This is a genomic window from Cupriavidus yeoncheonensis, assembly GCF_905397275.1.
Classification (GTDB): Bacteria; Pseudomonadota; Gammaproteobacteria; order Burkholderiales; family Burkholderiaceae; genus Cupriavidus; species Cupriavidus yeoncheonensis.
In genome coordinates, this window is the sequence record NZ_CAJPUY010000004.1 from 50,814 (window position 1) to 71,635 (window position 20,822).

The following is a 20,822-nucleotide window of genomic DNA, read 5'->3' on the forward strand; positions in this document are numbered from 1 at the left end:
TTCCCCTCAGGCCGGTGGCCGCGCGCCGGGCGCGTCGAAATCGATCGTCATCTGGCCGCTCTCGATCTGTTGCAGGCGCAACATCAGGTTGGCCGGGCGCAGCGTCTGCGCGGCGATCATGCGCCGCACGAACAGGCCGAGATGGTTGGGGCGGATATGCTCGGGGCAGGCCAGCGTGCACAGATTGCACATGACGCATTCGTCAAAGACGCGGCTCGCCGCGGTCAGCCTGCCTTCCACGGCGCCGCGCACGCCTTCCTGCACCTCGAGTCCCTTCGGGCAGGCGCGGTCGCAGCCGCTGCAGTGACGGCAATGCGCCGCCTCCGGAAATACCTCGGCGATGGTCCGCATGGCCTCCCAGCTGTCGCTGGTCTCCTCGATGCGGTAGACGTGCCGCTCCGACTCCGTGAAGTAGTCCAGGAAGGCGACCTGCATGCCGTCCTCGACCAGGGTCTCGCAGGCCAGTGCGGTCTTCACGTCGGGATCGCCGCTACGCCGCACCATGACGCGGCATGAGCCGCATACGCCCTGGCCCATGCAGCCGACGCCTTCGACCAGCGTTTCGCCTGCATGCAGGAACGCCTGCAGGATGGAGCAATTGGCGGGCGCCTCGACCGGGCGTCCTTCGATGCTCATGCGAACCAGTCCCATCGTCTCGCCCCTGTCGCAGGCGCCGTCGGCGCCATACTGGCGTTTCCGCCGAAAAGGTCATATAAACCTTAGCACAGCCGAGGCTTTTGCAAAGGGAGCGTCGCATGCGTGCTTACTGGAAACCGCTTGCACCCGTGCTCGCGGCGATCGTGATCGCCCTCATTCCCGCCCCGGCGGGCCTTGCACAGCACGCCTGGTACTACTTCGCGATCTTCGTCGGCGTGATTGTCGGCCTGATGCTGGAGCCCCTTCCGGGCGCAGCCATCGGGCTGATCGCCGTGACGCTGGTGGCGGTCCTGGACGAGTGGGTGTTCTTCAGTCCGGAACAGCTCGCCAAGCCGGGGTTCAATCCGGGCAATGCCTCCCTGGCGTGGGCGCTTTCCGGCTTCGCCAACAGCACGGTATGGCTGATTTTCGGAGCCTTCATGTTCGCCCTCGGGTACGAGAAGACCGGCCTGGGCAGGCGCATTGCCCTGCTGCTGGTGCGCGCCATGGGGCGCAAGACGCTCACGCTCGGCTACGCGGTGATGATGGCCGACGCCTTGCTGGCGCCGTTCACGCCGTCCAATACGGCGCGCAGCGGCGGCACCATCTTCCCCGTCATCCGCAACCTGCCGCCGCTCTATGACTCGAAGCCGAACGATCCTTCGGCACGGCGGATCGGCTCGTACATCATGTGGACCGCCATTGCCAGCACCTGCGTGACAAGCTCGATGTTCCTGACCGCGCTGGCGCCCAACCTGCTCGCGGCCGAGCTGATCCGCAAGACGGTGCAGGTCGACCTGAACTGGATGCAGTGGTTCCTGGCCTTCGCGCCGGTCGGGATCGTGCTGTTGCTGGCGGTGCCGCTGCTCGCCTACATACTGTATCCGCCGGAGGTAAAGGAAGGGAACGAGGTGCCGGCCTGGGCCGCCGAAGAGTTGCAGAAAATGGGGCCGCCGAGCCGCAACGAACTGGTGCTGGCCGTGCTCGTCCTGATCGCGCTGGCGCTCTGGATCTTCGGGGACAAGCACGTGAACGCGACCACCGCGGCGATGCTTGTCATCAGCATCATGCTGATCACCGGCGTCGTGACCTGGGACGACATGCTCGCCAACAAGCAGGCCTGGAACACGCTGGCCTGGTTCGCCACGCTGATCGCGCTGGCCGACGGCCTGAGCCGCACCGGCTTCGTCAAGTGGTTTGCCGACACCATGTCGACCCATATGAGCGGCTTTTCGCCGTTGACCGCGGCAATCATTCTGGTGCTGATCTTCTTCTTCACCCACTACATGTTCGCCAGCGTCACCGCGCATGCGACCGCGATGCTTCCGGTCATGCTCAGCGTCGGCACCACCATCCCCGGCATGCACATGCCGTCCTACGCGCTGATGCTGGCGCTGACGCTCGGCATCATGGGCATCCTCACGCCGTACGGGACCGGTCCCAGCCCCGTGTACTTCGGCAGCGGCTACCTGCCGGCCGGCGACTACTGGCGCCTCGGTGCCATCTTTGGCGTCATCTACATCGTCGTCTTCCTGCTGATCGGCGTGCCCCTGCTGCTTTGAGCCGGCACCCTTCGCTGGCGCCGCACCGCGCCTGACAGAGCTTCGCGTCAAAAGACTGGACTATGAAAAGACCATCGGGAAACCTGAGGAAATCCATCGCCGCGCTGGGCTGTGCCTGCGTGCTTGGCCTTGCCGCGACCCATGCCGTGGCGGGTCAGTATTTCGACACGCCCGACGCCGCCATGAACGCCTTCGGCAAGGCGATCCGCGACAATGACGAAGCTGCGATGAAGGGCCTGCTGGGGGCCAACTATCGCGACGTCATCCCGCCGGTCGACTCCGGCGTCCGCAGCCGCTTCAATAGTGCCTGGGCGGTCTCGCACCGCGTCCAGCAATCCGGCAAGCGCGCGACGATCGCCGTGGGCAACGACGGCTGGACCTTGCCCGTGCCGCTGGTCAAGTCCGCCCGGGGATGGCAGTTCGACACCCAGGCCGGCGCCCGCGAAATGCGCGTGCGCCGCATCGGCCGCAACGAACTTGCCGTGATCCAGACCATGCAGGCCATCTGCGACGCGCAAGACGAGTACGCCCAGACCACCCACGACGACGAGAAGCGGATGGTCTATGCCAGCATGTTGTCCAGTTCCCCCGGCAAGCATGACGGCCTCTATTGGCCGACCGGTCAGAACGAGCGCCCGAGCCCGCTTGGCGCCGCCTTCCGCGATGCCGGCGCGCGCAACGCCAGCCCGGAGGGCTACCACGGCTACCGGTACAAACTGCTGACCGCGCAAGGGCCACACGGCGACGGCGGCGCGTTGAACTACGTGGTCGACGGCAGGCTGTTCGGCGGCTTCGCGGTCATGGCGTGGCCGGTCCGCTATGGCGACACCGGCGTGATGAGTTTCATCGTCAACCACAATGGGCAGGTCTACCAGCGCGACCTTGGCCCCGACAGCGCGGGCAAGGCCGCGGCAACGAAGTCCTTCGATCCGGCGCCAGGCTGGAAGAAGGTGTCGCCATGAAGCCGCGCATCCTGACCACGGCGTGTTGCGCGGTGCTTGCGCTCGGCGCATGCCAGACCGCAGCGCCACCCACGACGGGGCCGGCGCCCGCGATGCCTGGCGCGGCCGCGCCGCAGGCGCAAGGTGAGCCCGCGCCCTACAAGGCGGAAGAGATCGAGGCCATGGTCGCGCCGATCGCGCTCTACCCCGATCCCCTGCTCTCCCAGGTCCTGATGGCCTCGACTTACCCGCTGGAAGTCACGCTCGCCGCGCGCTGGGTCAAGGCGCATCCGAACCTCACGGGCGACGCGGCGATCAAGGCGGTGCAGGGCGAAACTTGGGATGTCAGCGTGAAGTCGCTGGTGGCGTTCCCGCAGATACTGGAACCGATGAACGACAAGCTCGACTGGACCCAGAAGCTCGGGGATGCTTTCCTGGCCCAGCAGAAGGACGTGTTCGATGCGGTGCAGCGCCTGCGCGCACGCGCCCGGCAGGCCGGCCACCTGGAGTCGGGACCGCAGCAGACCGTGACCGTAGAGACGGCCGGCGCGGCCGGCGCGCCGCAGACCATCGTGCGCATCGAACCGGCCAATCCGGAGGTGATCTACGTGCCGGTCTACGATCCGGCGATTGTCTACGGCGGTTGGGGCTATGCGGGTTATCCGTATTACTACTGGCCTCCTTATGGCGCCTATTATCCCGGCGCAGGCGTTGGCAGCGGCATAGCCTTTGGCATCGGCCTGGTCGCGGCCGCCGCGATCTTCGGCAACTGCGACTGGAACAATGGCGGCGTTCATGTCGAGCACCACAAGGCCAGGAATATCGACCGCAACTTCGACGCGAGCAAGTTCCAGGGCGACCGCTGGCAGCATGACGCGCGCCACCGCCAGGGCGTTGCCTACCGCGACAATGCCACGCGCGACAAATTCGGCCGGAGCACGGCCGGCGCGGCGGGCCGCAACGGCTTTCGCGGGCGCGAAGCGACCGGCGGCCGCGACAATGGCTTCCAGGGCGTGGGCGGTGGCGGCGGTGCCGTGCAGCGCGACGTCAGCCGGGGCAACTCGAGCCTGGGTTCGGGTGCAGGCCGGGGTGGCGGATATGGCGGCGGCGCGCGTGGCGGTGGGTTTGGTGGTCGAGGTGGCGGCGGGCGGCGCTAGCACGCCGGCGCCGCTGGCCGGCGCGCCTCAATCGCCCGCTTGCGGACGAAGGTCTGCAGCCGATGCCGCTTGGCCGCGCCCCCGCGCGGGGCGAGGCGTGACTCGCCTCACCGCAGCAATCTCCGCTGCGGCAGTGGCAAACAGGCTGCGCACGAGCCCGAACGCCTTCTCGGTCGCGGGGGCCAGCGTCCGCTGGCCCTGCCGGACGATGCCAAGGGTCATGTCCAGCGCAAGCGGCGGCGCGACATCGAGCGCCGTCACGGCGCCCGAGCGCGCTGCGGCGAACATGGAGATGTCAGTGGCCGGCACGATCGCATCGCTGGATGCGACGATCTCGCGGACGGTGCCCAGATCGTCGGTAATCAGCGAAAAGTGGTCGAGCACCGGGGACGGCAACGCATAGTCTCGCCCCAGGCTCAGCAACAGGGATGGCTCTACATAGCCGGTCGCGATCAGCGGATACTGGCGCAGTGTCCTGCTGTCGATGCCCTGCCGCCCCGCCAGCGGATGGCCGGTACGGGCATACCAGCCGAATGTGCTGCGATGAACCGGCTCGATGGCAAGTTCCGGGTGTCCCTGCGCCACGCGGATATCGCCGACGAAGAAGTCCAGGCGCTCTGCCAGGAGCGCATCGAGCAGGCGGTCGGAAGTCTCGATCAGACTGCGCAATCGCACCCCGGGAGCCGTCCTGAGGAGTTCGGCGAGCATCGGGCGCAGTACCGGCTCCGCCAGCGACGAACCCATCCCCATCGATACCGTCCCCAGTTCACCGGTGCGCATCAGGTCGAGCGTCCTGATGGCTTCCTTTTCGTCCAGCACCATCCTGCGCGCGCGCGGTGCATAGGCATGCGCATACGCCGTGGGCTGGAGTCGCCGGTCGGTGCGGTCGAACAACGGTACGCCGAGATTGTCCTCCAGCGCCCGGATGCTGCGCGACAGGGCCGGCAGGCTCAGGTGAACGGTTTCCGCCGCCGCGATCAGCGAGCCGTTGTCGAGAACGGCCAGGAAGTGACGTAGTTGCCGCGTGTTCATGATGAATTGCAGATCTTGCAAGCTAATGTCAATTTAGTTGCAATATACAGAAGTATGGCGGCTGCCTACACTGCGCTCGTCTTCCCTTGTAGGCCAAGCCATGCCAGCCGCACATATTCGCCCCGCCCGTCGACCGGTGGTGGCCATCATCACAGACCGCATCGAACTGCACCACCATGTCGCCTATGCGGCACTGGACGGCTATGTGCGTGCCGTGGCATCGGCGGCCGGCGCGCTGCCGCTGTTGCTGCCGGCCTGCCCGGAAGCGCTGGACAGCGAGGCCTTGACCGAGGCGGTAGACGGCATCCTGCTGACCGGCAGCCCGTCCAACGTGGCCGCGGAGCGCTACGGCGCTGCGCCGCTGCCGGCCACCACCAGGCAGGACCCGGCCCGCGACGCCACGGTGTTGCCGCTGTTGCCCCGGCTCATCGCCGCGGGCATGCCGCTCCTTGGCATCTGCCGCGGCTTCCAGGAACTGAACGTGGTCTACGGCGGCACCCTGGAGCGGGCCGTGCACGCCCAGCCGGGCCGGCTCGACCACCGGGAAGGCGACCACGCACGGCCGATCGCGCAGTGGTACGAGGATCGCCATGCGATCCAGGTTGTGCCCGGCGGCCGGCTGGAGGCGCTCGCGCCGGACCACTCCTGCCTGGTCAACTCCCTGCATCACCAGGGCATCGAGCGGCTGGGCGACGGCCTGCGTGTCGAAGCCACGGCCCCCGACGGGCTGGTGGAGGCCGTGTCGGTCGATGCAGCGCCGCAGTTCACGCTGGCCGTGCAATGGCACCCGGAAATGCGCGTCGATGACAGCGCCCTGTCGCGCCGCATCTTTGCCGCGTTCGGCGAAGCGTGCGCGCAGCGCGCTCGTGCCCGTGCCGGTAACTGACGCCGGTATCTGACGCCGGTATCTGACGCCGGTATCTGAACACCCGACCCCACTGTAGACAGCGCAGTATCCATGCACATCCTCGACCTACGATCGCTCTTCAGCCGCAACTACGCGGAAGCGCGCGAAAAATTCCTCGGCGCCGCGGCGCGTCGCGGCCTGGCCGCGGAGGCGTTCGAACTGCCGATCCGCGGTGCCGATGGCGAGACGCTGGCCACGGACGTCGTGCTCGATGGTCCGGCCGACGCCCGCAACCTGCTCATCGTCATCAGCGGCGTCCACGGCGTGGAAGGGTATTGCGGTTCCGCCATCCAGACCGGCCTGCTCGGCCTGGGCGCCACGCATGCGGCGCACACCGCGGTGCTGTATGTCCACGCGGTCAATCCGTACGGATTTTCATACTCGCGGCGGGCCACGCATGAGAATGTCGACCTCAATCGCAACTTCGTCGACTTTTCGGCCCCGCTGCCGGTCAATGCCCCTTACGCGGAAATCCATGACCTGCTGCTGCCGGCCTTGTGGCCGCCCGCCGACGCCAACGAGGCCGTGCTCGACGGCTACCGGCAGCAGGTTGGACCGCGCGGCTTCCAGCGCGCCGTGTCGTTGGGCCAGTATGCGTTCGCCGACGGCATGCACTACGGCGGACGGGAGCCGGCATGGAGCAATGTCACCTTCCGCCGCATCCTGCGCCGCTATGCCGCGCAGTGCCGGCAGATCGGCTCCATCGACATCCACACGGGCCTTGGCCCGTACGGCGTGGGCGAGCGCATCTTCGCGTGCGTGGACACCGCCGGCGCGCTCGAGCGCGCGCGCCGCTGGTGGGGCGAGCAGGTGACGTCGGTCGATACCGGCAGCTCCACCAGCATCCCGATGACCGGGCCGATCCAGTACGCCCTGCATGAGCAATGCTCGCAGTCGGTCCAGACCAATGTCTGCCTTGAGTTCGGCACCTATCCCGCGCAGCAGGTCATCGGCGCCATGCGCGCCGAACACTGGCTGCATCGCCACGGCAGTTCAGACGCCAGGCAAGCCGCATCCATCCGCCAGTCGCTGAAAGACGCCTTCTACCCGCAGGCCGACGACTGGCAGCGCGACATCTGGGAACAGGGATGCGAGGTGTTCCTGCAGACCGTGCACGGGCTCGCCGAGAGCGCCGCCGGGCCGGCCTGATTGCGCCGCCGCGCAGAACTACGACAACTATGCATTACGGAGACAACATGCCCGCTTCCACCCTGATCGACACCGGACACCCGCCCGCGCCGGCCGCCGCGCGTCCGGTCATCGGCCGCGCCGCCGTGGCCGCCGCCGTCGCCGGCAATGCGCTGGAGTTCTACGACTTCGTCATCTACGCCTACTTCGCCGTCTATATCGGCCGCGCCTTCTTTCCGGTGGGCGGCGAGTTCGGCAGCCTGCTGCTTTCGGCGGCCACCTTCGGCGTCGGCTTCTTCACCCGGCCGCTCGGCGCCATCTTGATCGGCGCGCTGGCGGACCGTGCCGGACGCAAGCCGGCCATGATCCTGACCGTCGCGCTCATCACGGTCGGCACGCTGGGCATGGCCGCGACCCCCAGCTATGCCTCGATCGGCATCGCGGCACCGCTGATCGTCGTGGCATGCCGGCTACTGCAGGGCCTGGCGCTGGGCGGGGAAGTCGGCCCCGCCACCGCATTGCTGGTCGAAGCCGCGCCGCCGAACCAACGCGCACTCTATGCGAGCTGGCAACTGGCCAGCCAGGGTATCGCGGTCGCCGTCGGCGGACTGCTTGGCGTCGCCGTGTCGCTGGTACTGACGGCCGAGCAGCTTGCGGCGTGGGGGTGGCGCGTGCCGTTCCTGGTCAGCATCGTGCTGGTGCCGGTGGCCGTGAAGATCCGGCGCAGCCTGCCCGAGACCTTTGAGGCGGGCACCAGCCAGAGCACGGGCGAGATCCTTGGCGGCGTGGTACGCCGCTACCGCAGCTACCTGATCCTTGGCGTGCTCATGACGCTGGCCGGCGCGGTGTCGTCGCAGATCGGCAACTACATGACCACCTACGCCATCCAGACCCTGCACCTGCCCCCGACGCTGGCGCAGACGAGCGCGCTGGCAGGCGGCGCGATCACCTTTGCCTTTGCGCTGCTGGGCGGCTGGCTGTGCGACCGCCGTGGCCGCAAGATCGTGCTGGTGCTGCCGCGGGTGCTGCTGATGCTGCTGATCGTGCCGATGTTCTCGTGGCTGATCTCGGCGCCCAGCGCGTTCAGCTTCCTGGCCGTGACGGCGGTGATTGCCGCGCTGACTGCCATGAGCGCGGCCGCGGCAATGGTCGTCATTCCGGAACTGCTGCCTGCGTCGTTCCGCAGCACCGGCATCTCCCTCGTCTACGCCGTCGGTACGACGCTCTTCGGCGGCACGACACAGTTTGCGGTGACCGGGTTGCTGGCCTGGACCGGCAATCCGATGTCGCCCGCCTGGTACCTCGCCGTCACCAGCCTCGTCAGCCTGGTGGCGATGTGGATGCTGCCCGAGACCCGCGACGTAGAGATCTGATGCCGCGCGGCATCGTCTGATCCAGCCGCGCCACCCACCTCGATCCAGAAAAACACGGCCTCCGCCGAGGCCGCGGGGAAACGTCTTGCCCGCAACGACGACACACAGAGACAAAGGGAAAATCCGTGAACCGTTTCACCATCACCGGCCTGGCACTGGCCTGCCTCGGCAGCGCCGCGAACGCCGAGCAAGGCGTCAGCATCTACGGGAGCGTCGACGAGGGCATCACCTACACCAGCAATGTGCGCGGCCATTCCCTGGTGGCCACCCAGGACGGCATCAACAAGGCGAATGCCCTCGGCTTTACGGGATCGGAAGATCTTGGCGGCGGCAAGCAGGCCTTCTTCCGGCTGGAAAACGGCTTTTCGGTCGATACGGGTGCGCTCGGACAAGGCGGGCTGATGTTCGGCAAGCAGGCCTTCGTCGGCTTCGGCGACCGGGACATCGGCGACATCTCGCTGGGGCGCCAGTATGACTTCGCCTATCAGATGCTGCGCTACCTGCCGTGCCTTCAGTGCGGCATCCACAGTGTCGAGAACGCGGACCTGGACCGCGTCTCCGGTCAGCGCCTGAACGATGCCATCCAGTTCCTCAGCAGGGAGTTCGGTGGCCTGCGGTTCGGCGGCATCTACAGCTTCGGCAAGGACTCCGCGAATTCGTCGACCAACAAGGGCCGCGCCATCAGCGGGCTGGTTCAGTACAGCTCGGGAGCATTCTCGGCCGGCGTCGCGTACACCGATATCAATGGCGCACCGGTCTTCGCAGGCCTGACGGGTGCCCCCGCCATGTTCGGCCGCCCGCTGACGCCGGCCAGCACGCTGTTCGCGGACAAGCAGCGGATCGTCGCCACGGGCGCGTCCTACCAGTGGCAGTCTTTGAAGCTCTCCGCGCTCTATACCAATACGGACCTGGAACTTGCCGGCCGCCACGCCAGGGACCAGGTCCTTCACATGGGCGGCGAGTACCAGCTCAGTGGCAATCTGCTGCTGTCCGGCAAGGTCTCGCTCGACCGGCTCGACAGCTCGCGCTGGGTCACGCTGTCCGGCGGGATCGACTACCGTTTCTCGAAGCGGACCGACGTGTATCTCGACCTGCACGCGCAGCGCGCGAGCGGCGCCTCGGGAACAGTGGCTTCCATTGCCCTGGCGGGAACGTCCTCGTCCGACAAGCAGTTTCTCTCGCGCGTCGGGATTCGACACCTCTTCTGAGCGCCGGCCCCTTGCCACCGCCGCCGCTGGCATGGGGCTGTCGCCGGCAAAGAGAAGCAGCGGCCAGCGTACCGGTGTCTCGGCGTGCACGCGCCACTGCGGCAGTGTAGGATTGCAACCGATAGCAGACCGGCCCGCTTCAGGCCACTATGGCGACAGCCCTTCCCCTCGCCCCCATGTCGGCATCCGGACGCCCCTCCCGCCCCTCGCGCCCTACTCCCGCGCCTCCCGCGCCTCCCGCGCCTGAACGGCACGATATCTTCCGCACGCTCGTCGAGTCGATTTCCGACTACGCGATCTTCCTGCTCGACACGGATGGCACGATCACGAGCTGGAACCGGGGCGCGCAACGCATCAAGGGGTACGAGGCGTCGGAGATCATTGGCTCACATTTCTCGCGCTTTTACCCGGAGGACGCGATTGCCCGCGGCTGGCCGCAGAAGGAGCTGGAACTGGCCAGGCGGCATGGCCGCATCGAGGACCAGGGCTGGCGTGTCCGCAAGGACGGTACCCGCTTCTGGGCAAACGTCGTGATCACCGCATTGCATGACGAAGCCGGTGAAGTGATCGGCTTTGCCAAGATCACGCGTGACAATACCGAGCTGATGCAGGACGCGGCGAAACTGCGGGAAAGCGACGAGACGTTCCGGCTGCTGGTGCTGAACGTCAAGGACTACGCGATCTTCATGCTCGATCCGCACGGCCGCGTCGTCAGCTGGAATGCCGGCGCGGCGCAGATCAAGGGCTACCGGAGCAGCGAAATCGTGGGCCGGCACTTTTCCGTTTTCTACCCGCCCGAGGATGTTGCGGCCGGCAAGCCGGAAAGGCTGATCCAGCAAGCCCGCGAGCATGGCAGCGTGGAGGACGAAGGATGGCGCGTGCGCAAGGACGGCTCGCTGTTCTGGGCCAATGTCACGCTCACTGCGATCTATGACGAGCATCGGCAGTTGCGCGGTTTCGCCAAGGTGACCCGCGACATGAGCGAGCGCAAGCGGCTCGAAGAGGTCGAGGCTTCGGCGCGGCGCATGAAGGAATTCCTTGCCACCCTGGCCCATGAGCTGAGGAACCCCCTCGCCCCCATATACAGTGCCACGTCCATCATGGAACGGGCGCCCGAGGACGTGTCGCTGGTCAGGGCAAATCTCGGTATCGTGGCCCGCCAGCTCAGGCATCTCACCCGCCTCGTGGACGATCTGCTGGACGTCGGCCGGATCGCGGCGGGCAAGCTGGAACTGCGCCGTTCGGTCCTCTCCATCCGCGAGGTGATCGCGGCCGCCATCGAGGGAAGCATGCCCGCGCTGGAAGCCAGGGCGCAGCGCCTCGACACGCAACTGGACAACGTCGACTTCCATGTCTTCGGCGATCTCACGCGCCTGGCGCAAGTCCTGCAGAACCTGCTGATCAACGCGTCCAAGTTCTCGCCGGAAGGGACGACGATCACGCTGCGCTGCCAACTCAGTGGCCGCATCGGGCAGATTTCCATTGCCGACCAGGGCTGCGGCATCGCGCCGGAATCGCTGTCCGACGTGTTCAACCTCTTCGTGCAGGGCGCGCAACCGGGCCAGGCGAGCACCGGCGGGCTCGGCATCGGCCTGTCGCTGTGCCGGTCGATCATCGAGCTGCACGAGGGATCCATCACTGCGGCGAGCCAGGGCATCGGCCGGGGCAGCACGTTCAGCGTCAGGCTACCGATCGTCACCGACTTGCGCGCATCGACACCGCCGCTGCTGGCCAGTTCCCGTGAAGGACTCAACCTCCTGATCGTCGACGACAATCGCGATGCCGCCGACAGCATGGGCCTGCTGCTCCAGATGGCTGGCCACGCCGTCAAGGTTGCCTACGACGGCGTCACGGCACTGCGCAGCGTGGAGGACTTCACGCCCGACGTCGCGCTCATCGACCTGGCCATGCCCGACATGGACGGCTTTGAACTGGTGCGCGAGCTGCGCGACTACGCGCACCTGCACCACACCCGCTTCTATGCCCTCACCGGCTTTGGCGAGCCTGGCATCAAGGAGGAAACGGCGCGGGCCGGCTTTGACGGACACATCGTCAAGCCGGTCGATATCGACGCGCTCGCCGAAATCCTCAGACCGGTCAGGCATCAGGCTTCGCCGTAGCGTATCTCTTTCAGCCTTGCTTCGGACTTGGGCAGTCAGCGCCGCGGCTTGGACTGGTTCAACGCCACGGCAGCCTGGATCAGTGCCGTCAGCGCCTTCTCGTCGATCGCCTCGCCCTCGTGGATATCGATGGCACGCCGGGTATTCCCCTCCAGGCTCGAGTTGAAGAGCTGTGCCGGGTCCGGCAGGGACGCCCCCTTCGCAAAGGTCATCTTCACGACGTTCTTGTAGGTCTCTCCGGTGCAGAGGATGCCGCCGTGCGACCACACCGGAACGCCCCGCCACTTCCACTCCTCGACCACTTCCGGATCGGCGGCCCGGATGAGCTTGCGGATGCGGCCGAGCATTTCGCCGCGCCAGTCGCCAAGCTCACGGATTCTCTCGTCGATCAGTTGAGAAGGAGACCTGCCGTCCTGCACCTCGGTGTTCTTCATGCTCGCGCTCCTGAAGCCAAGAGCGGACATTCTAGCCTTCCTGATGCCAGCCCGGCGGCTGCGCCGTGAGCCCTGTGTCTGCGCCCGCCAGACAGGCGGCCCGGAATGTGTTCGTCGACGTCAGACACGTCATGGCATGCGCGACCCGCGAGTTGCCGAGGCAATTCTGTGATTTCTTCTTTATTTTCAATGGCTTGACGATTTATTGATGGGCTGGAACGAGAGCTGGCACACCCCATGCGTATATGACTGCGAGCGCAACACTGAATGCTCTCTAACCCAAGCCAGACCAGCACACCCAAGGAGTTCCATCATGTCCCTCACCATCCAGAACCTGCCCCTCGAACAAGACCTCGACCAAGCCAGGATGAGCGCCGTGCGTGGCGGCAGCCTGTTCCTGAACAACGGCATCAACGCGATCATGGGCGGCTCCGGCGTTTCCTTCGCCAGCCCCAACATCATCGTCGCCCCAGTCACCCAGGTCGATGCCTCGACCCGCACCAACGTCGATCTCACGAGCATCAGCAACGTGCTCAACAACGTCGGCGGCATCGTGCAGGCCGCGCAGCACTAAACCCGATTCAACCGATCCAGCCCAACCCGTTCCATCCGTTTACCCAGGAGACCATCATGTCCTTGACCATCCAGAACCTGCCGCTCGAACAAGACCTCGACCACGCCAGGATGGGCGCCGTGCGCGGCGGCAGCATCTTCGTGAACTCCGGCGTCAACGCCATCACCGGTGGCAGCGGCGTTTCCTTCGCCAGCCCCAACACGATCTTCGCGCCGGTCACGCAGGTCGACGCTTCGACCCGCACCGATGTCGACATCAAGAGCGTGACGAACACCATCAACAACGTGGGCGGCATGGTCGCGGCCCTGCAGCACTGATCTACCCCCAACCAGCGCAATCCAGCCTACCCAGGAGACCATCATGTCCTTGACCATCCAGAACCTGCCGCTCGAACAAGACCTCGACCACGCCAAGATGGGCGCCGTACGCGGCGGCAGCGTCTTCGTGAACTCCGCCGTCAATGCCATCGCCAATGGCTCAGGCGTCTCGTTCGCCAGCCCCAACACGATCTTCGCGCCGGTCACGCAGGTCGACGCCTCGACCCGCACCGATGTCGACCTGAAGACCATGACGAACACCATCAACAACGTCGGTGGCATCGTGCAGGCCCTGCAGCACTGATGCCGGAACCGGGTGCGCAGCCCCCGGTTCCACGGCTTTCCCGTGGGCCGGCCATGGCCGGCTCATTTCAAAGACCGCCTTCGGGCGGTCTTTCTTCTGCGCGACCGGTCAACCGGCCCGAAGCCTTCGCGATAGCCCGGCCTGAACGGGGCTACATCCGCCTCATCGCCGCCACTGCCCCTCCCGGATCAGTGCGTCCGCAATACCCGGAATCATCTGCGCGACCCGGCGGGCCGCGGCGGTGAACGGGCGCTGGCTGCTCGTGGCCAGCACCACGGTCTGCCGCAAGGCGCGGTCCGCCATTGGCACCGCGTCAAAAACGCCGCTTTCCAGTTCGGCGCTGATCGCGTGGTACGGCAACACGGTAAAGGCGGCGTGGTCCGTGACCATGCGCTTGATCACGACCGACGAAGTGGCCTCCATGCAGACGTCGAGGCCAACGTCCTGCGCGCTGGCGATTTCGTCGAGCAGGCTGCGGATGGCATTCGGCGGCACCGGCAGTACCAGCGGCAGCCCGCCGATCTGGCGTAGCTGAACGGAAGCCGGCACCGCACCCATTGCGCGCCAGTGCGCGCGCATCGCATTGCGCTGCCCAACCAGCATCAGCGGCGTCTCCAGCAGGCGGCGGTAGCTGTTCCGGCCCTCCGCGCGATAGCGGTTCACCACGGCCAGGTCGATGCCGCCCTGCGTCAGGCGGGCCTCGATCTCGCCGCTGTAGCCTTCCACGATCCGCAGGCGCACCGCCGGCATGCGCGCCTGCACGGCCGCGAAGAGGCGACTCGACATCAGCGGCGCCACCGCCGGCACCAGCCCGACCGTCAGCACGCCGGTCACGTTGCCCGCCTGCGCGCGCGCGGACTCCACCAGTTGCCGGGCCCCGGCAAGCAGCGGCTCCGCATCGCCGAGCACCTGCTCCGCCAGCGCCGTCGGCCGCACGCCGCGACCCGTGCGATAGAACAGCGCGCCGCCGAACGTCTTCTCCAGCAGGCTGATCTGCCGGCTGATGGCCGACTGCGCGAGCCCAAGCTGCGCGGCGGCGCCCGAGACGCTGCGCGCATGCGCCACCGCGATGAACGTCGCCAGCGCCTTGAGCGTGAGTTCCTGTTCTGCTTCCCCTTGCATCCGTCGGCTCCCGCTATCCAATCAAGAGATATCTGCTTTCTCGATCCGTCATTGATCGCAGGATATCGGCTCTTTATCGTAAGAGGCAAGCACACCCACAACACCAAGGAGACAAGCCCACATGCCGCTGACTGCTCAAAACCACCCGCTGGCTCCGCTGGATGCGGCGGACGCCGACATGCTGTCGCGTGTGCAGCAACTGGTGCAGGACACCATCGGCCCGAAGGCCAACGCCGTGAGCCGCGATGATGCCTTTGCCTGGGAGACGTTCCGCACGCTCGCCGACAGCGGCGTCATCGCCACCGCCTTCCCGCGCGAACTCGGCGGCTCCGAGGCATCCATGCTGCTGCGCGTCAGGATCATCGAGGAGATTGCGCGTGTGTGCAGCACCGCCGCGTCGATCGTCACGGGCACCGACCTGTCGTCGCGCCCCATCATTGCCGGCGGTTCCCCGGAACTCTGCGCCCGGATCGTCCCACCGCTGGCCCGCGGCGAAACGCAGTCCGCCTTTGCGCTGACCGAACCCGGCGCCGGTTCGGACCTGGCGCGGCTGGGCACGACGGCAACGCGCGACACGGGCGGCTACCGGCTCACGGGCGTGAAGAAGTTCATTACGCGCGCCACGGTGGCCGAATTGTTCGTGGTGGTGGCATCACTCGCCGACGGCCCCGGCGGCAGCCGGGGACTCACGGCCTTCCTCGTGCCGCGCGATGCCGAAGGATTGTCCGTGTCGCCGATCATCCCCAAGCTTGGCTGGCATGGCGTGCCCATTGCCGAGGTGCGGCTTGACGGCGTCCCGGTGCCGGCCTCGCACCGGCTTGGCGAAGAAGGCCAGGGCATGGCGCTGGCCCAGGACACGCTGGTCCGCGCGCGTGTCGGCCACGCGGCGATTGCGCTCGGGCGCATGACCGGCGCGCTGCAGCTCGCGGCGCAGTACGCGGGGCACCGCCAGGTGTCCGGCAAGGCGGTCGGCGAGCACCAGGGCATTCAATGGATGCTGGCCGACATGGCCGCCCGCATCGAGGCCGCGCGCTGCCTGGTCTACAGCGCCGCGCAGCGCTATGACCGCAAGGACGCCGAGACTTCGATCCACGCCTCGATCGCGAAGATGCACAGCACGGACCTGTGCATGCGCGTGGTGGTCGATTGCGCACAGCTGTTTGGCGGCAACGGCTACCTGGACGCGTATCCGATCGAGCGCTTCCTGCGCGACGCCAAGATGAACCAGATTGGCGAAGGCACCAGCGAAGTCCACAAGAACCTGATCGGCCGCTACATCATGAAGACGGCATCGGCCATGTCCCGGCATCCGTGCCTCGACTTCGAGCCGGACCTGTTCGGAGCACAATGATGGCATCGACCGATTACGGCGCCGGGCCCGACTCGCTGAGCAATGCGCTGTGCGCGCGCCTGGGCATCCGATACCCGATCTTCGGGCTGGCGCACAGCATCGAGGTGGCGGCCGCGATTTCGAACGCCGGCGGTCTCGGCGTCTATGCCGCCGCGCGCGACGGCCCCAACGAACTTGCGCGCAAGCTTTCCGCACTGCGCGACCTCTGCCCCGACGCACCGGTAGGCGTCGACCTGCTGCTGCCGACGGCATTGCCCGGGGTCTCCACGCCCGACGACCTGGCGGCAGCCATCCCGGACGGACATCGCCGCTTTGTCGACGGCTTGTTCGATCGGTTCGAGGTGCCCCCGGCCACGCACGGCAACTTCTTTTCGCAATACGTGCGCTCGCAAGCCTTGTTCGAGGAGCAGATCACGGCCGTGGCGGAGAGCCGCATGGATGTGTTCGCGGCAGGCGTCGGCACACCGGCAGCCACCATTGCGCGCGTGCGCCAAGCCGGCAAGGCCACCATTGCGCTGGTCGGGGCGGTCAAGCATGCGCGCAAGGCGATCGAAGCCGGCGTGGATGTGCTGGTTGCGCAAGGCTATGACGCTGGCGGCCATACCGGCGCAATCGGCACGTTCACGCTGGTGCCGCAGATTATCGCCGCGGCCGAAGGCCGTCCGGTGCTCGCGGCAGGCGGTATTGGCGCGGGCAGCCAGATTGCGGCTGCGCTCGCCATGGGGGCACAGGGCGCGTGGCTCGGTACGGTCTGGCTCGGCAGCGCCGAGCACCGGCTTCCGGCCGCGCTCACCGACAAGCTCCTGGCAGCGACGAGCGAGGACACCGTCATCACGCGCGCGCACAGCGGCAAGCCGTGCCGCGTGGTACGCAGCGCATTCTCTGACGCGTGGGAAGCCCCCGGTGCACCGGCGCCGCTCGACATGCCTTATCAGCAAGCTCTGACCGGCCGGCTGCTGGCCGCCGTCGAGGAGCACGAGGTTGCCCCGCTGATGTACGAGGCGGCAGGACAAAGCGTGGCCTGGGTCCGTGAAATCGAACCGGTGGCACAGATCATGGACCGGCTGTTACGGGAAACGCGCCAGTCGCTCGACCAGCTTCGCCCCTATCTGCCGGCCTGAGCACATGGCCCGCAGCACCAGACCGGACTACGAACAGGAGGAAACCCCATGAATCGCCGCACCTTCGCCAGGACTGCCTTTCAGGCAGCGCTGATGACGACCCTCCCCGGCTGGCTGCCGGCATTGGCACGCGCGGCCGCCACTGCAGGGCCCGGAGGCTTTCCCGACCGTCCGCTGCACGCCGTGGTGCCCTATCCGGCCGGCGGCGTGGTCGACGTGACCTTGCGCGCCGTGCTCGACCGCCTGTCGCTGGACCTGCCGCAGCGCGTGGTCGTCGAAAACCGGCCCGGCGCGGACGGCCGCATCGCGATCGAGTTCGCCGGCCGGGCGCCCGCCGACGGCTATACGCTGCTCGGCGTGTCGCCGGTGCTCGCCGTGGCCCAGACGCTGTACCCGGAGTCCGGCATCCGCGTCCAGAACTTCCGCGCGGTCGGCGCGGTGGCTGCGGTGCCGTCGGTGTTCGTCGTGCACAACGATGTCCCCGCGAAGACGCTGAAGGAATTCACGGTGTGGGCCAAGGCACGCCCGGGCGCGGTCAATGTCCCGGTGCCCGGCACGGGCAGTTCGCTCCATCTCGCGCAGGAACTGTTCTTTGAATCCACCGGCGTGCGCGTGACCAATATCGGCTACAAGGGCCAGCCCCCTTCGGTGCTGGACCTGGGGCGCGGGCAACTGCAGTTCGCGCTGCTGTCGCAGAACCTTGCGCTGCCGCTGATCCAGTCGAAGCGCGTGCGCCCGCTGGCCGTGAACGCCACCAGACGCACGCGCTCGCTGCCCGACATTCCCACCATCGCCGAGGCGGGCTATCCGGAAGCGCTGGTGCAGTCCTGGTATGGCGTGGCGGTCCATGCGCGCACCGCGCCGGCCATTGTCGACTACCTCAGCACCGCCTTGCAGGCGGCCCTTGCGACAACGGATGTGCGCAACAAGCTTGCCGCGCTCGATGCTGAAATCCTCGCGCTCGACGCCAGGCAGTTCGACAGCCTAATCCAGTCCGAATCGACGCGCCTGTCCGCGCTGATCAAGGCACGCGACATCAAGGTGGATGCATGAACCATCATTCCCGGACGCCGCCGCATCACGCCACGGACGACGCGCATGCGCAAGGCCCGCTTGCCGGCCTGCGCATCCTCGACATGGCGACCGTGCTCGCCGCACCGTTTGCCTGCACACTGTGCGCCGACATGGGCGCCGATGTCGTCAAGCTGGAACTGCCGGACGGCAGCGACCCCTTGCGCGGCCTGGCCCCGGTCAAGGACGGCCTGCCGCTCTACTGGAAAGTCGCGAACCGCGGCAAGCGCGGTATCTCGCTGGACGTGCGGCAGCCGGAAGGCCGCGAACTGTTCCTGAGGCTGCTCCCCGGATTCGACGTGCTGGTCGAGAATTTCCGCACGGGCACGCTCGACCGCTGGGGCCTGGATATCGACACGCTCCGGGCGGCCAACCCGCGGCTGATCCTCCTGCGCCTCACCGGCTTCGGGCAGACCGGGCCCTACGCCGCGCGCGCCGGCTTCGCACGCGTGTTCGAGGCCATGAGCGGCTTCACCAACCTGACCGGCGACGCCGGCGGCCCGCCGCTGCACATGAACTACCCGGCCGGCGATGTCATGGCCGGGCTGTTCGGCGCCTTCGCCATCGCCACCGCTGCCGCCGAACGCCGCCTGCGTCCGGACGCTCCGGGCCGCGAGATCGACCTGTCCGCCACCGAAGCGCTGTTCCGGCTGCTGGAGCCGCTCGCCGTGGAATACGAGCAGCTTGGCCAGGTCCGGCAGCGCGCAGGCAACCGTGCGACCTATACGGCGCCCTCCAATATGTACGCGACGGCGGACGGCCATTGGGTGTCGATGGTCGCCTCATCGAACCCGATCTTCGCGCGCCTGTGCGCGGCGATCGGCCATCCGGAGCTTGCGGACGATCCGCGTTTCGCCACGAACCCCGAGCGGGTCCGGCACCTTGAGCCGCTTGATCTCATTATCGGCGGCTGGTTCGCCGCCCATGACTACCAGGCGGTTGCCGCGGCACTGAACGCGCGCGAGATACCGTTCAGCAAGATCTTCTCCATCGCGGACATCCTTGAGGATCCGCACTTTCGCGCCCGGCAGGCGATCGTCCGCCTGCCCGACCCGGACCTCGGCTCCGTTCCCGCGCCCTGCCAGGTGCCACGTTTCTCGGGCTATGCGCCGCTGCCACCGAGGACAGGGCCCGCGGTCGGCGAGCACAACGAGGAAATCTACGCCGCAGTGGGCCTGACGCCCCACGACATCGAAAGGCTGCGCGGCGCGGGCGTCCTCTGACGCGCGTTCCGCGCAACGCGTTGCCGCGAAGTCCGATTCGGTTCGCGCCGGACGCCTGCCTTGCAGGCGTCCGAACGCGGCGTGGCCCCGCCTGTCTGCCGCCTCCAGACACTCCACCGCAAACGTGTCTGCTGCCATCCGACACGCTCCGCAGCGAGCGTCCCCTGGCCATCAGCGCCAAACTGAATTTTTTCTCTTTGTTTTCAATGACCTGAAGATTCCTTGAGGGGCTGGAACGAGAGCTGGCACACCCCATGCGTATATGACTGCGAGCGCAACACTGAATGCTCTCTAACCCAAGCCAGACCAGCACACCCAAGGAGTTCCATCATGTCCCTCACCATCCAGAACCTGCCCCTCGAACAAGACCTCGACCAAGCCAGGATGAGCGCCGTGCGCGGCGGCAGCCTGTTCCTGAACAACGGCATCAACGCGATCATGGGCGGCTCCGGCGTGTCCTTCGCCAGCCCCAACATCATCGTCGCCCCGGTCACCCAGGTCGATGCCTCGACCCGCACCACCGTCGACATCAAGAGCATCAGCAACGTGCTCAACAACGTCGGCGGCATCGTGCAGGCCCTGCAGCACTGATCCCCCCATCCAGTACATCCGTTCATTCCGCCTACCCAGGAGACCATCATGTCCTTGACCATCCAGAACCTGCCGCTCGAACAAGACCTCGACCACGCCAAGATGGGCGCCGTACGCGGCGGCAGCATCTTCGTGAACTCCGGCGTCAACGCCATCACCGGTGGCAGCGGCGTCTCGTTCGCCAGCCCCAACACGATCTTCGCCCCGGTCACGCAGGTCGACGCTTCGACCCGCACCGATGTCGACATCAAGAGCGTGACGAACACCATCAACAACCTGGGCGGCATGGTCGCGGCCCTGCAGCACTGATCTACCCCCAACCAGCGCAATCCAGCCTACCCAGGAGACCATCATGTCCTTGACCATCCAGAACCTCCCGCTCGAACAAGACCTCGACCACGCCAAGATGGGTGCCGTGCGCGGCGGCAGCATCTTCGTGAACTCCGGCGTCAACGCCATCACCGGTGGCAGCGGCGTCTCGTTCGCCAGCCCCAACACGATCTTCGCGCCGGTCACGCAGGTCGATGCTTCGACCCGCACCGATGTCGACCTGAAGAGCATGACGAACACCATCAACAACGTCGGTGGCATCGTGCAGGCCCTGCAGCACTGAGCGGCACGGCAGGAGCGGCGACGCCAGCGCCCGCTGG

General features: G+C 67.0%; 22 protein-coding genes. 18 read left to right on the plus strand and 4 right to left on the minus strand.

Annotated elements, in window-relative coordinates; all coding sequences use genetic code 11:
• Positions 1-6 precede the first annotated feature (6 nt).
• Positions 7-645 carry a 2Fe-2S iron-sulfur cluster-binding protein gene (locus tag KHO22_RS06400; RefSeq protein ID WP_211946550.1) on the minus strand — a complete coding sequence of 213 codons (639 nt, stop codon included), beginning with the start codon at positions 643-645 and terminating at the stop codon, positions 7-9.
• Positions 646-755: 110 nt separating this feature from the next.
• Here KHO22_RS06400 and KHO22_RS06405 point away from each other — a divergent pair, with 110 nt between their 5' ends.
• From KHO22_RS06405 to KHO22_RS06415, 3 genes are all read left to right on the plus strand, one after another.
• A complete protein-coding gene (locus tag KHO22_RS06405) occupies positions 756-2,198 on the plus strand; it encodes an anion permease (protein ID WP_211946282.1) in 1,443 nt (480 codons plus the stop codon).
• 62 nt (positions 2,199-2,260) lie between these two features.
• Positions 2,261-3,160 (plus strand): DUF2950 domain-containing protein, encoded by a 900-nt coding sequence (locus KHO22_RS06410; protein WP_211946283.1) that lies wholly within the window; start codon positions 2,261-2,263, stop codon positions 3,158-3,160.
• Positions 3,157-4,296: a DUF3300 domain-containing protein gene (locus KHO22_RS06415; RefSeq protein WP_211946284.1), complete on the plus strand. Its 1,140-nt coding sequence runs from the start codon at positions 3,157-3,159 to the stop codon at positions 4,294-4,296. The genes KHO22_RS06410 and KHO22_RS06415 overlap by 4 nt, the downstream gene beginning before the upstream one ends.
• Before the next feature lie 27 nt (positions 4,297-4,323).
• On the opposite strand, the gene KHO22_RS06420 is transcribed toward KHO22_RS06415, so the two are convergent.
• Positions 4,324-5,349 (minus strand): LysR family transcriptional regulator, encoded by a 1,026-nt coding sequence (locus KHO22_RS06420; RefSeq protein WP_230426755.1) that lies wholly within the window; start codon positions 5,347-5,349, stop codon positions 4,324-4,326.
• Between the two features lie 79 nt (positions 5,350-5,428).
• Here KHO22_RS06420 and KHO22_RS06425 point away from each other — a divergent pair, with 79 nt between their 5' ends.
• The 5 genes from KHO22_RS06425 to KHO22_RS06445 all read left to right on the plus strand — a co-directional run bounded on the left by KHO22_RS06425 (position 5,429) and on the right by KHO22_RS06445 (position 12,064).
• Complete coding sequence (locus tag KHO22_RS06425) at positions 5,429-6,214, plus strand: gamma-glutamyl-gamma-aminobutyrate hydrolase family protein (RefSeq protein ID WP_211946285.1); 786 nt, start codon at positions 5,429-5,431, stop codon at positions 6,212-6,214.
• A gap of 72 nt (positions 6,215-6,286) precedes the next feature.
• Positions 6,287-7,384, plus strand: coding sequence for a M14 family metallopeptidase (locus tag KHO22_RS06430; protein WP_211946286.1), 1,098 nt, complete (start codon positions 6,287-6,289; stop codon positions 7,382-7,384).
• Positions 7,385-7,431: 47 nt separating this feature from the next.
• Entirely contained in the window at positions 7,432-8,736 is a 1,305-nt protein-coding gene (locus KHO22_RS06435) for an MFS transporter (RefSeq protein WP_211946287.1), read from the plus strand.
• A 125-nt stretch (positions 8,737-8,861) separates the two neighbouring features.
• On the plus strand, positions 8,862-9,944 hold the full coding sequence (locus KHO22_RS06440; protein ID WP_211946288.1) for a porin: 1,083 nt from the start codon (positions 8,862-8,864) through the stop codon (positions 9,942-9,944).
• A gap of 176 nt (positions 9,945-10,120) precedes the next feature.
• Complete coding sequence (locus KHO22_RS06445; protein WP_211946552.1) at positions 10,121-12,064, plus strand: PAS domain-containing hybrid sensor histidine kinase/response regulator; 1,944 nt, start codon at positions 10,121-10,123, stop codon at positions 12,062-12,064.
• Positions 12,065-12,099: 35 nt separating this feature from the next.
• On the opposite strand, the gene KHO22_RS06450 is transcribed toward KHO22_RS06445, so the two are convergent.
• A complete protein-coding gene (locus KHO22_RS06450; protein WP_211946289.1) occupies positions 12,100-12,498 on the minus strand; it encodes a DUF1801 domain-containing protein in 399 nt (132 codons plus the stop codon).
• Between the two features lie 313 nt (positions 12,499-12,811).
• On the opposite strand from KHO22_RS06450, the gene KHO22_RS06455 reads away from it, so the two are divergent.
• From KHO22_RS06455 to KHO22_RS06465, 3 genes are read left to right on the plus strand one after another with little or no spacing between them, the layout of a single operon-like run.
• Complete coding sequence (locus tag KHO22_RS06455) at positions 12,812-13,072, plus strand: hypothetical protein (RefSeq protein WP_211946290.1); 261 nt, start codon at positions 12,812-12,814, stop codon at positions 13,070-13,072.
• Positions 13,073-13,128: 56 nt separating this feature from the next.
• A complete protein-coding gene (locus KHO22_RS06460) occupies positions 13,129-13,389 on the plus strand; it encodes a hypothetical protein (RefSeq protein ID WP_211946291.1) in 261 nt (86 codons plus the stop codon).
• 43 nt (positions 13,390-13,432) lie between these two features.
• Positions 13,433-13,693, plus strand: coding sequence for a hypothetical protein (locus tag KHO22_RS06465; protein WP_211946292.1), 261 nt, complete (start codon positions 13,433-13,435; stop codon positions 13,691-13,693).
• Positions 13,694-13,855: 162 nt separating this feature from the next.
• Here KHO22_RS06465 and KHO22_RS06470 read toward each other — a convergent pair whose 3' ends face one another.
• Positions 13,856-14,815 (minus strand): LysR family transcriptional regulator, encoded by a 960-nt coding sequence (locus KHO22_RS06470; RefSeq protein WP_211946293.1) that lies wholly within the window; start codon positions 14,813-14,815, stop codon positions 13,856-13,858.
• Between the two features lie 121 nt (positions 14,816-14,936).
• Here KHO22_RS06470 and KHO22_RS06475 point away from each other — a divergent pair, with 121 nt between their 5' ends.
• From KHO22_RS06475 to KHO22_RS06505, 7 genes are all read left to right on the plus strand, one after another.
• The gene (locus tag KHO22_RS06475; protein ID WP_211946294.1) at positions 14,937-16,166 is read left to right on the plus strand and encodes an acyl-CoA dehydrogenase family protein; all 1,230 of its coding nucleotides are present in this window, start codon (positions 14,937-14,939) and stop codon (positions 16,164-16,166) included.
• Positions 16,166-17,287 (plus strand): NAD(P)H-dependent flavin oxidoreductase, encoded by a 1,122-nt coding sequence (locus tag KHO22_RS06480; RefSeq protein WP_211946295.1) that lies wholly within the window; start codon positions 16,166-16,168, stop codon positions 17,285-17,287. The genes KHO22_RS06475 and KHO22_RS06480 overlap by 1 nt, the downstream gene beginning before the upstream one ends.
• 48 nt (positions 17,288-17,335) lie before the next feature.
• Entirely contained in the window at positions 17,336-18,340 is a 1,005-nt protein-coding gene (locus KHO22_RS06485) for a Bug family tripartite tricarboxylate transporter substrate binding protein (protein WP_211946296.1), read from the plus strand.
• The gene (locus KHO22_RS06490) at positions 18,337-19,581 is read left to right on the plus strand and encodes a CaiB/BaiF CoA transferase family protein (RefSeq protein WP_211946297.1); all 1,245 of its coding nucleotides are present in this window, start codon (positions 18,337-18,339) and stop codon (positions 19,579-19,581) included. The genes KHO22_RS06485 and KHO22_RS06490 overlap by 4 nt, the downstream gene beginning before the upstream one ends.
• A 330-nt stretch (positions 19,582-19,911) precedes the next feature.
• Complete coding sequence (locus KHO22_RS06495; protein ID WP_211946298.1) at positions 19,912-20,172, plus strand: hypothetical protein; 261 nt, start codon at positions 19,912-19,914, stop codon at positions 20,170-20,172.
• Positions 20,173-20,220: 48 nt separating this feature from the next.
• Positions 20,221-20,481: a hypothetical protein gene (locus tag KHO22_RS06500; protein ID WP_211946299.1), complete on the plus strand. Its 261-nt coding sequence runs from the start codon at positions 20,221-20,223 to the stop codon at positions 20,479-20,481.
• Between the two features lie 43 nt (positions 20,482-20,524).
• Positions 20,525-20,785 (plus strand): hypothetical protein, encoded by a 261-nt coding sequence (locus KHO22_RS06505; RefSeq protein ID WP_211946300.1) that lies wholly within the window; start codon positions 20,525-20,527, stop codon positions 20,783-20,785.
• Positions 20,786-20,822: the final 37 nt, after the last annotated feature.

Bases quoted from the DNA above. Each gene is read 5' to 3' on its own strand.
- KHO22_RS06405 (WP_211946282.1), top strand. From the start codon at position 756: ATGCGTGCTTACTGGAAACCGCTTGCACCCGTGCTCGCGGCGATCGTG.
- KHO22_RS06410 (WP_211946283.1), top strand. From the start codon at position 2,261: ATGAAAAGACCATCGGGAAACCTGAGGAAATCCATCGCCGCGCTGGGC.
- KHO22_RS06415 (WP_211946284.1), top strand. From the start codon at position 3,157: ATGAAGCCGCGCATCCTGACCACGGCGTGTTGCGCGGTGCTTGCGCTC.
- KHO22_RS06425 (WP_211946285.1), top strand. From the start codon at position 5,429: ATGCCAGCCGCACATATTCGCCCCGCCCGTCGACCGGTGGTGGCCATC.
- KHO22_RS06430 (WP_211946286.1), top strand. From the start codon at position 6,287: ATGCACATCCTCGACCTACGATCGCTCTTCAGCCGCAACTACGCGGAA.
- KHO22_RS06435 (WP_211946287.1), top strand. From the start codon at position 7,432: ATGCCCGCTTCCACCCTGATCGACACCGGACACCCGCCCGCGCCGGCC.
- KHO22_RS06445 (WP_211946552.1), top strand. From the start codon at position 10,121: ATGTCGGCATCCGGACGCCCCTCCCGCCCCTCGCGCCCTACTCCCGCG.
- KHO22_RS06450 (WP_211946289.1), bottom strand. From the start codon at position 12,498: ATGAAGAACACCGAGGTGCAGGACGGCAGGTCTCCTTCTCAACTGATC.
- KHO22_RS06455 (WP_211946290.1), top strand. From the start codon at position 12,812: ATGTCCCTCACCATCCAGAACCTGCCCCTCGAACAAGACCTCGACCAA.
- KHO22_RS06460 (WP_211946291.1), top strand. From the start codon at position 13,129: ATGTCCTTGACCATCCAGAACCTGCCGCTCGAACAAGACCTCGACCAC.
- KHO22_RS06465 (WP_211946292.1), top strand. From the start codon at position 13,433: ATGTCCTTGACCATCCAGAACCTGCCGCTCGAACAAGACCTCGACCAC.
- KHO22_RS06470 (WP_211946293.1), bottom strand. From the start codon at position 14,815: ATGCAAGGGGAAGCAGAACAGGAACTCACGCTCAAGGCGCTGGCGACG.
- KHO22_RS06475 (WP_211946294.1), top strand. From the start codon at position 14,937: ATGCCGCTGACTGCTCAAAACCACCCGCTGGCTCCGCTGGATGCGGCG.
- KHO22_RS06480 (WP_211946295.1), top strand. From the start codon at position 16,166: ATGGCATCGACCGATTACGGCGCCGGGCCCGACTCGCTGAGCAATGCG.
- KHO22_RS06485 (WP_211946296.1), top strand. From the start codon at position 17,336: ATGAATCGCCGCACCTTCGCCAGGACTGCCTTTCAGGCAGCGCTGATG.
- KHO22_RS06490 (WP_211946297.1), top strand. From the start codon at position 18,337: ATGAACCATCATTCCCGGACGCCGCCGCATCACGCCACGGACGACGCG.
- KHO22_RS06495 (WP_211946298.1), top strand. From the start codon at position 19,912: ATGTCCCTCACCATCCAGAACCTGCCCCTCGAACAAGACCTCGACCAA.
- KHO22_RS06500 (WP_211946299.1), top strand. From the start codon at position 20,221: ATGTCCTTGACCATCCAGAACCTGCCGCTCGAACAAGACCTCGACCAC.
- KHO22_RS06505 (WP_211946300.1), top strand. From the start codon at position 20,525: ATGTCCTTGACCATCCAGAACCTCCCGCTCGAACAAGACCTCGACCAC.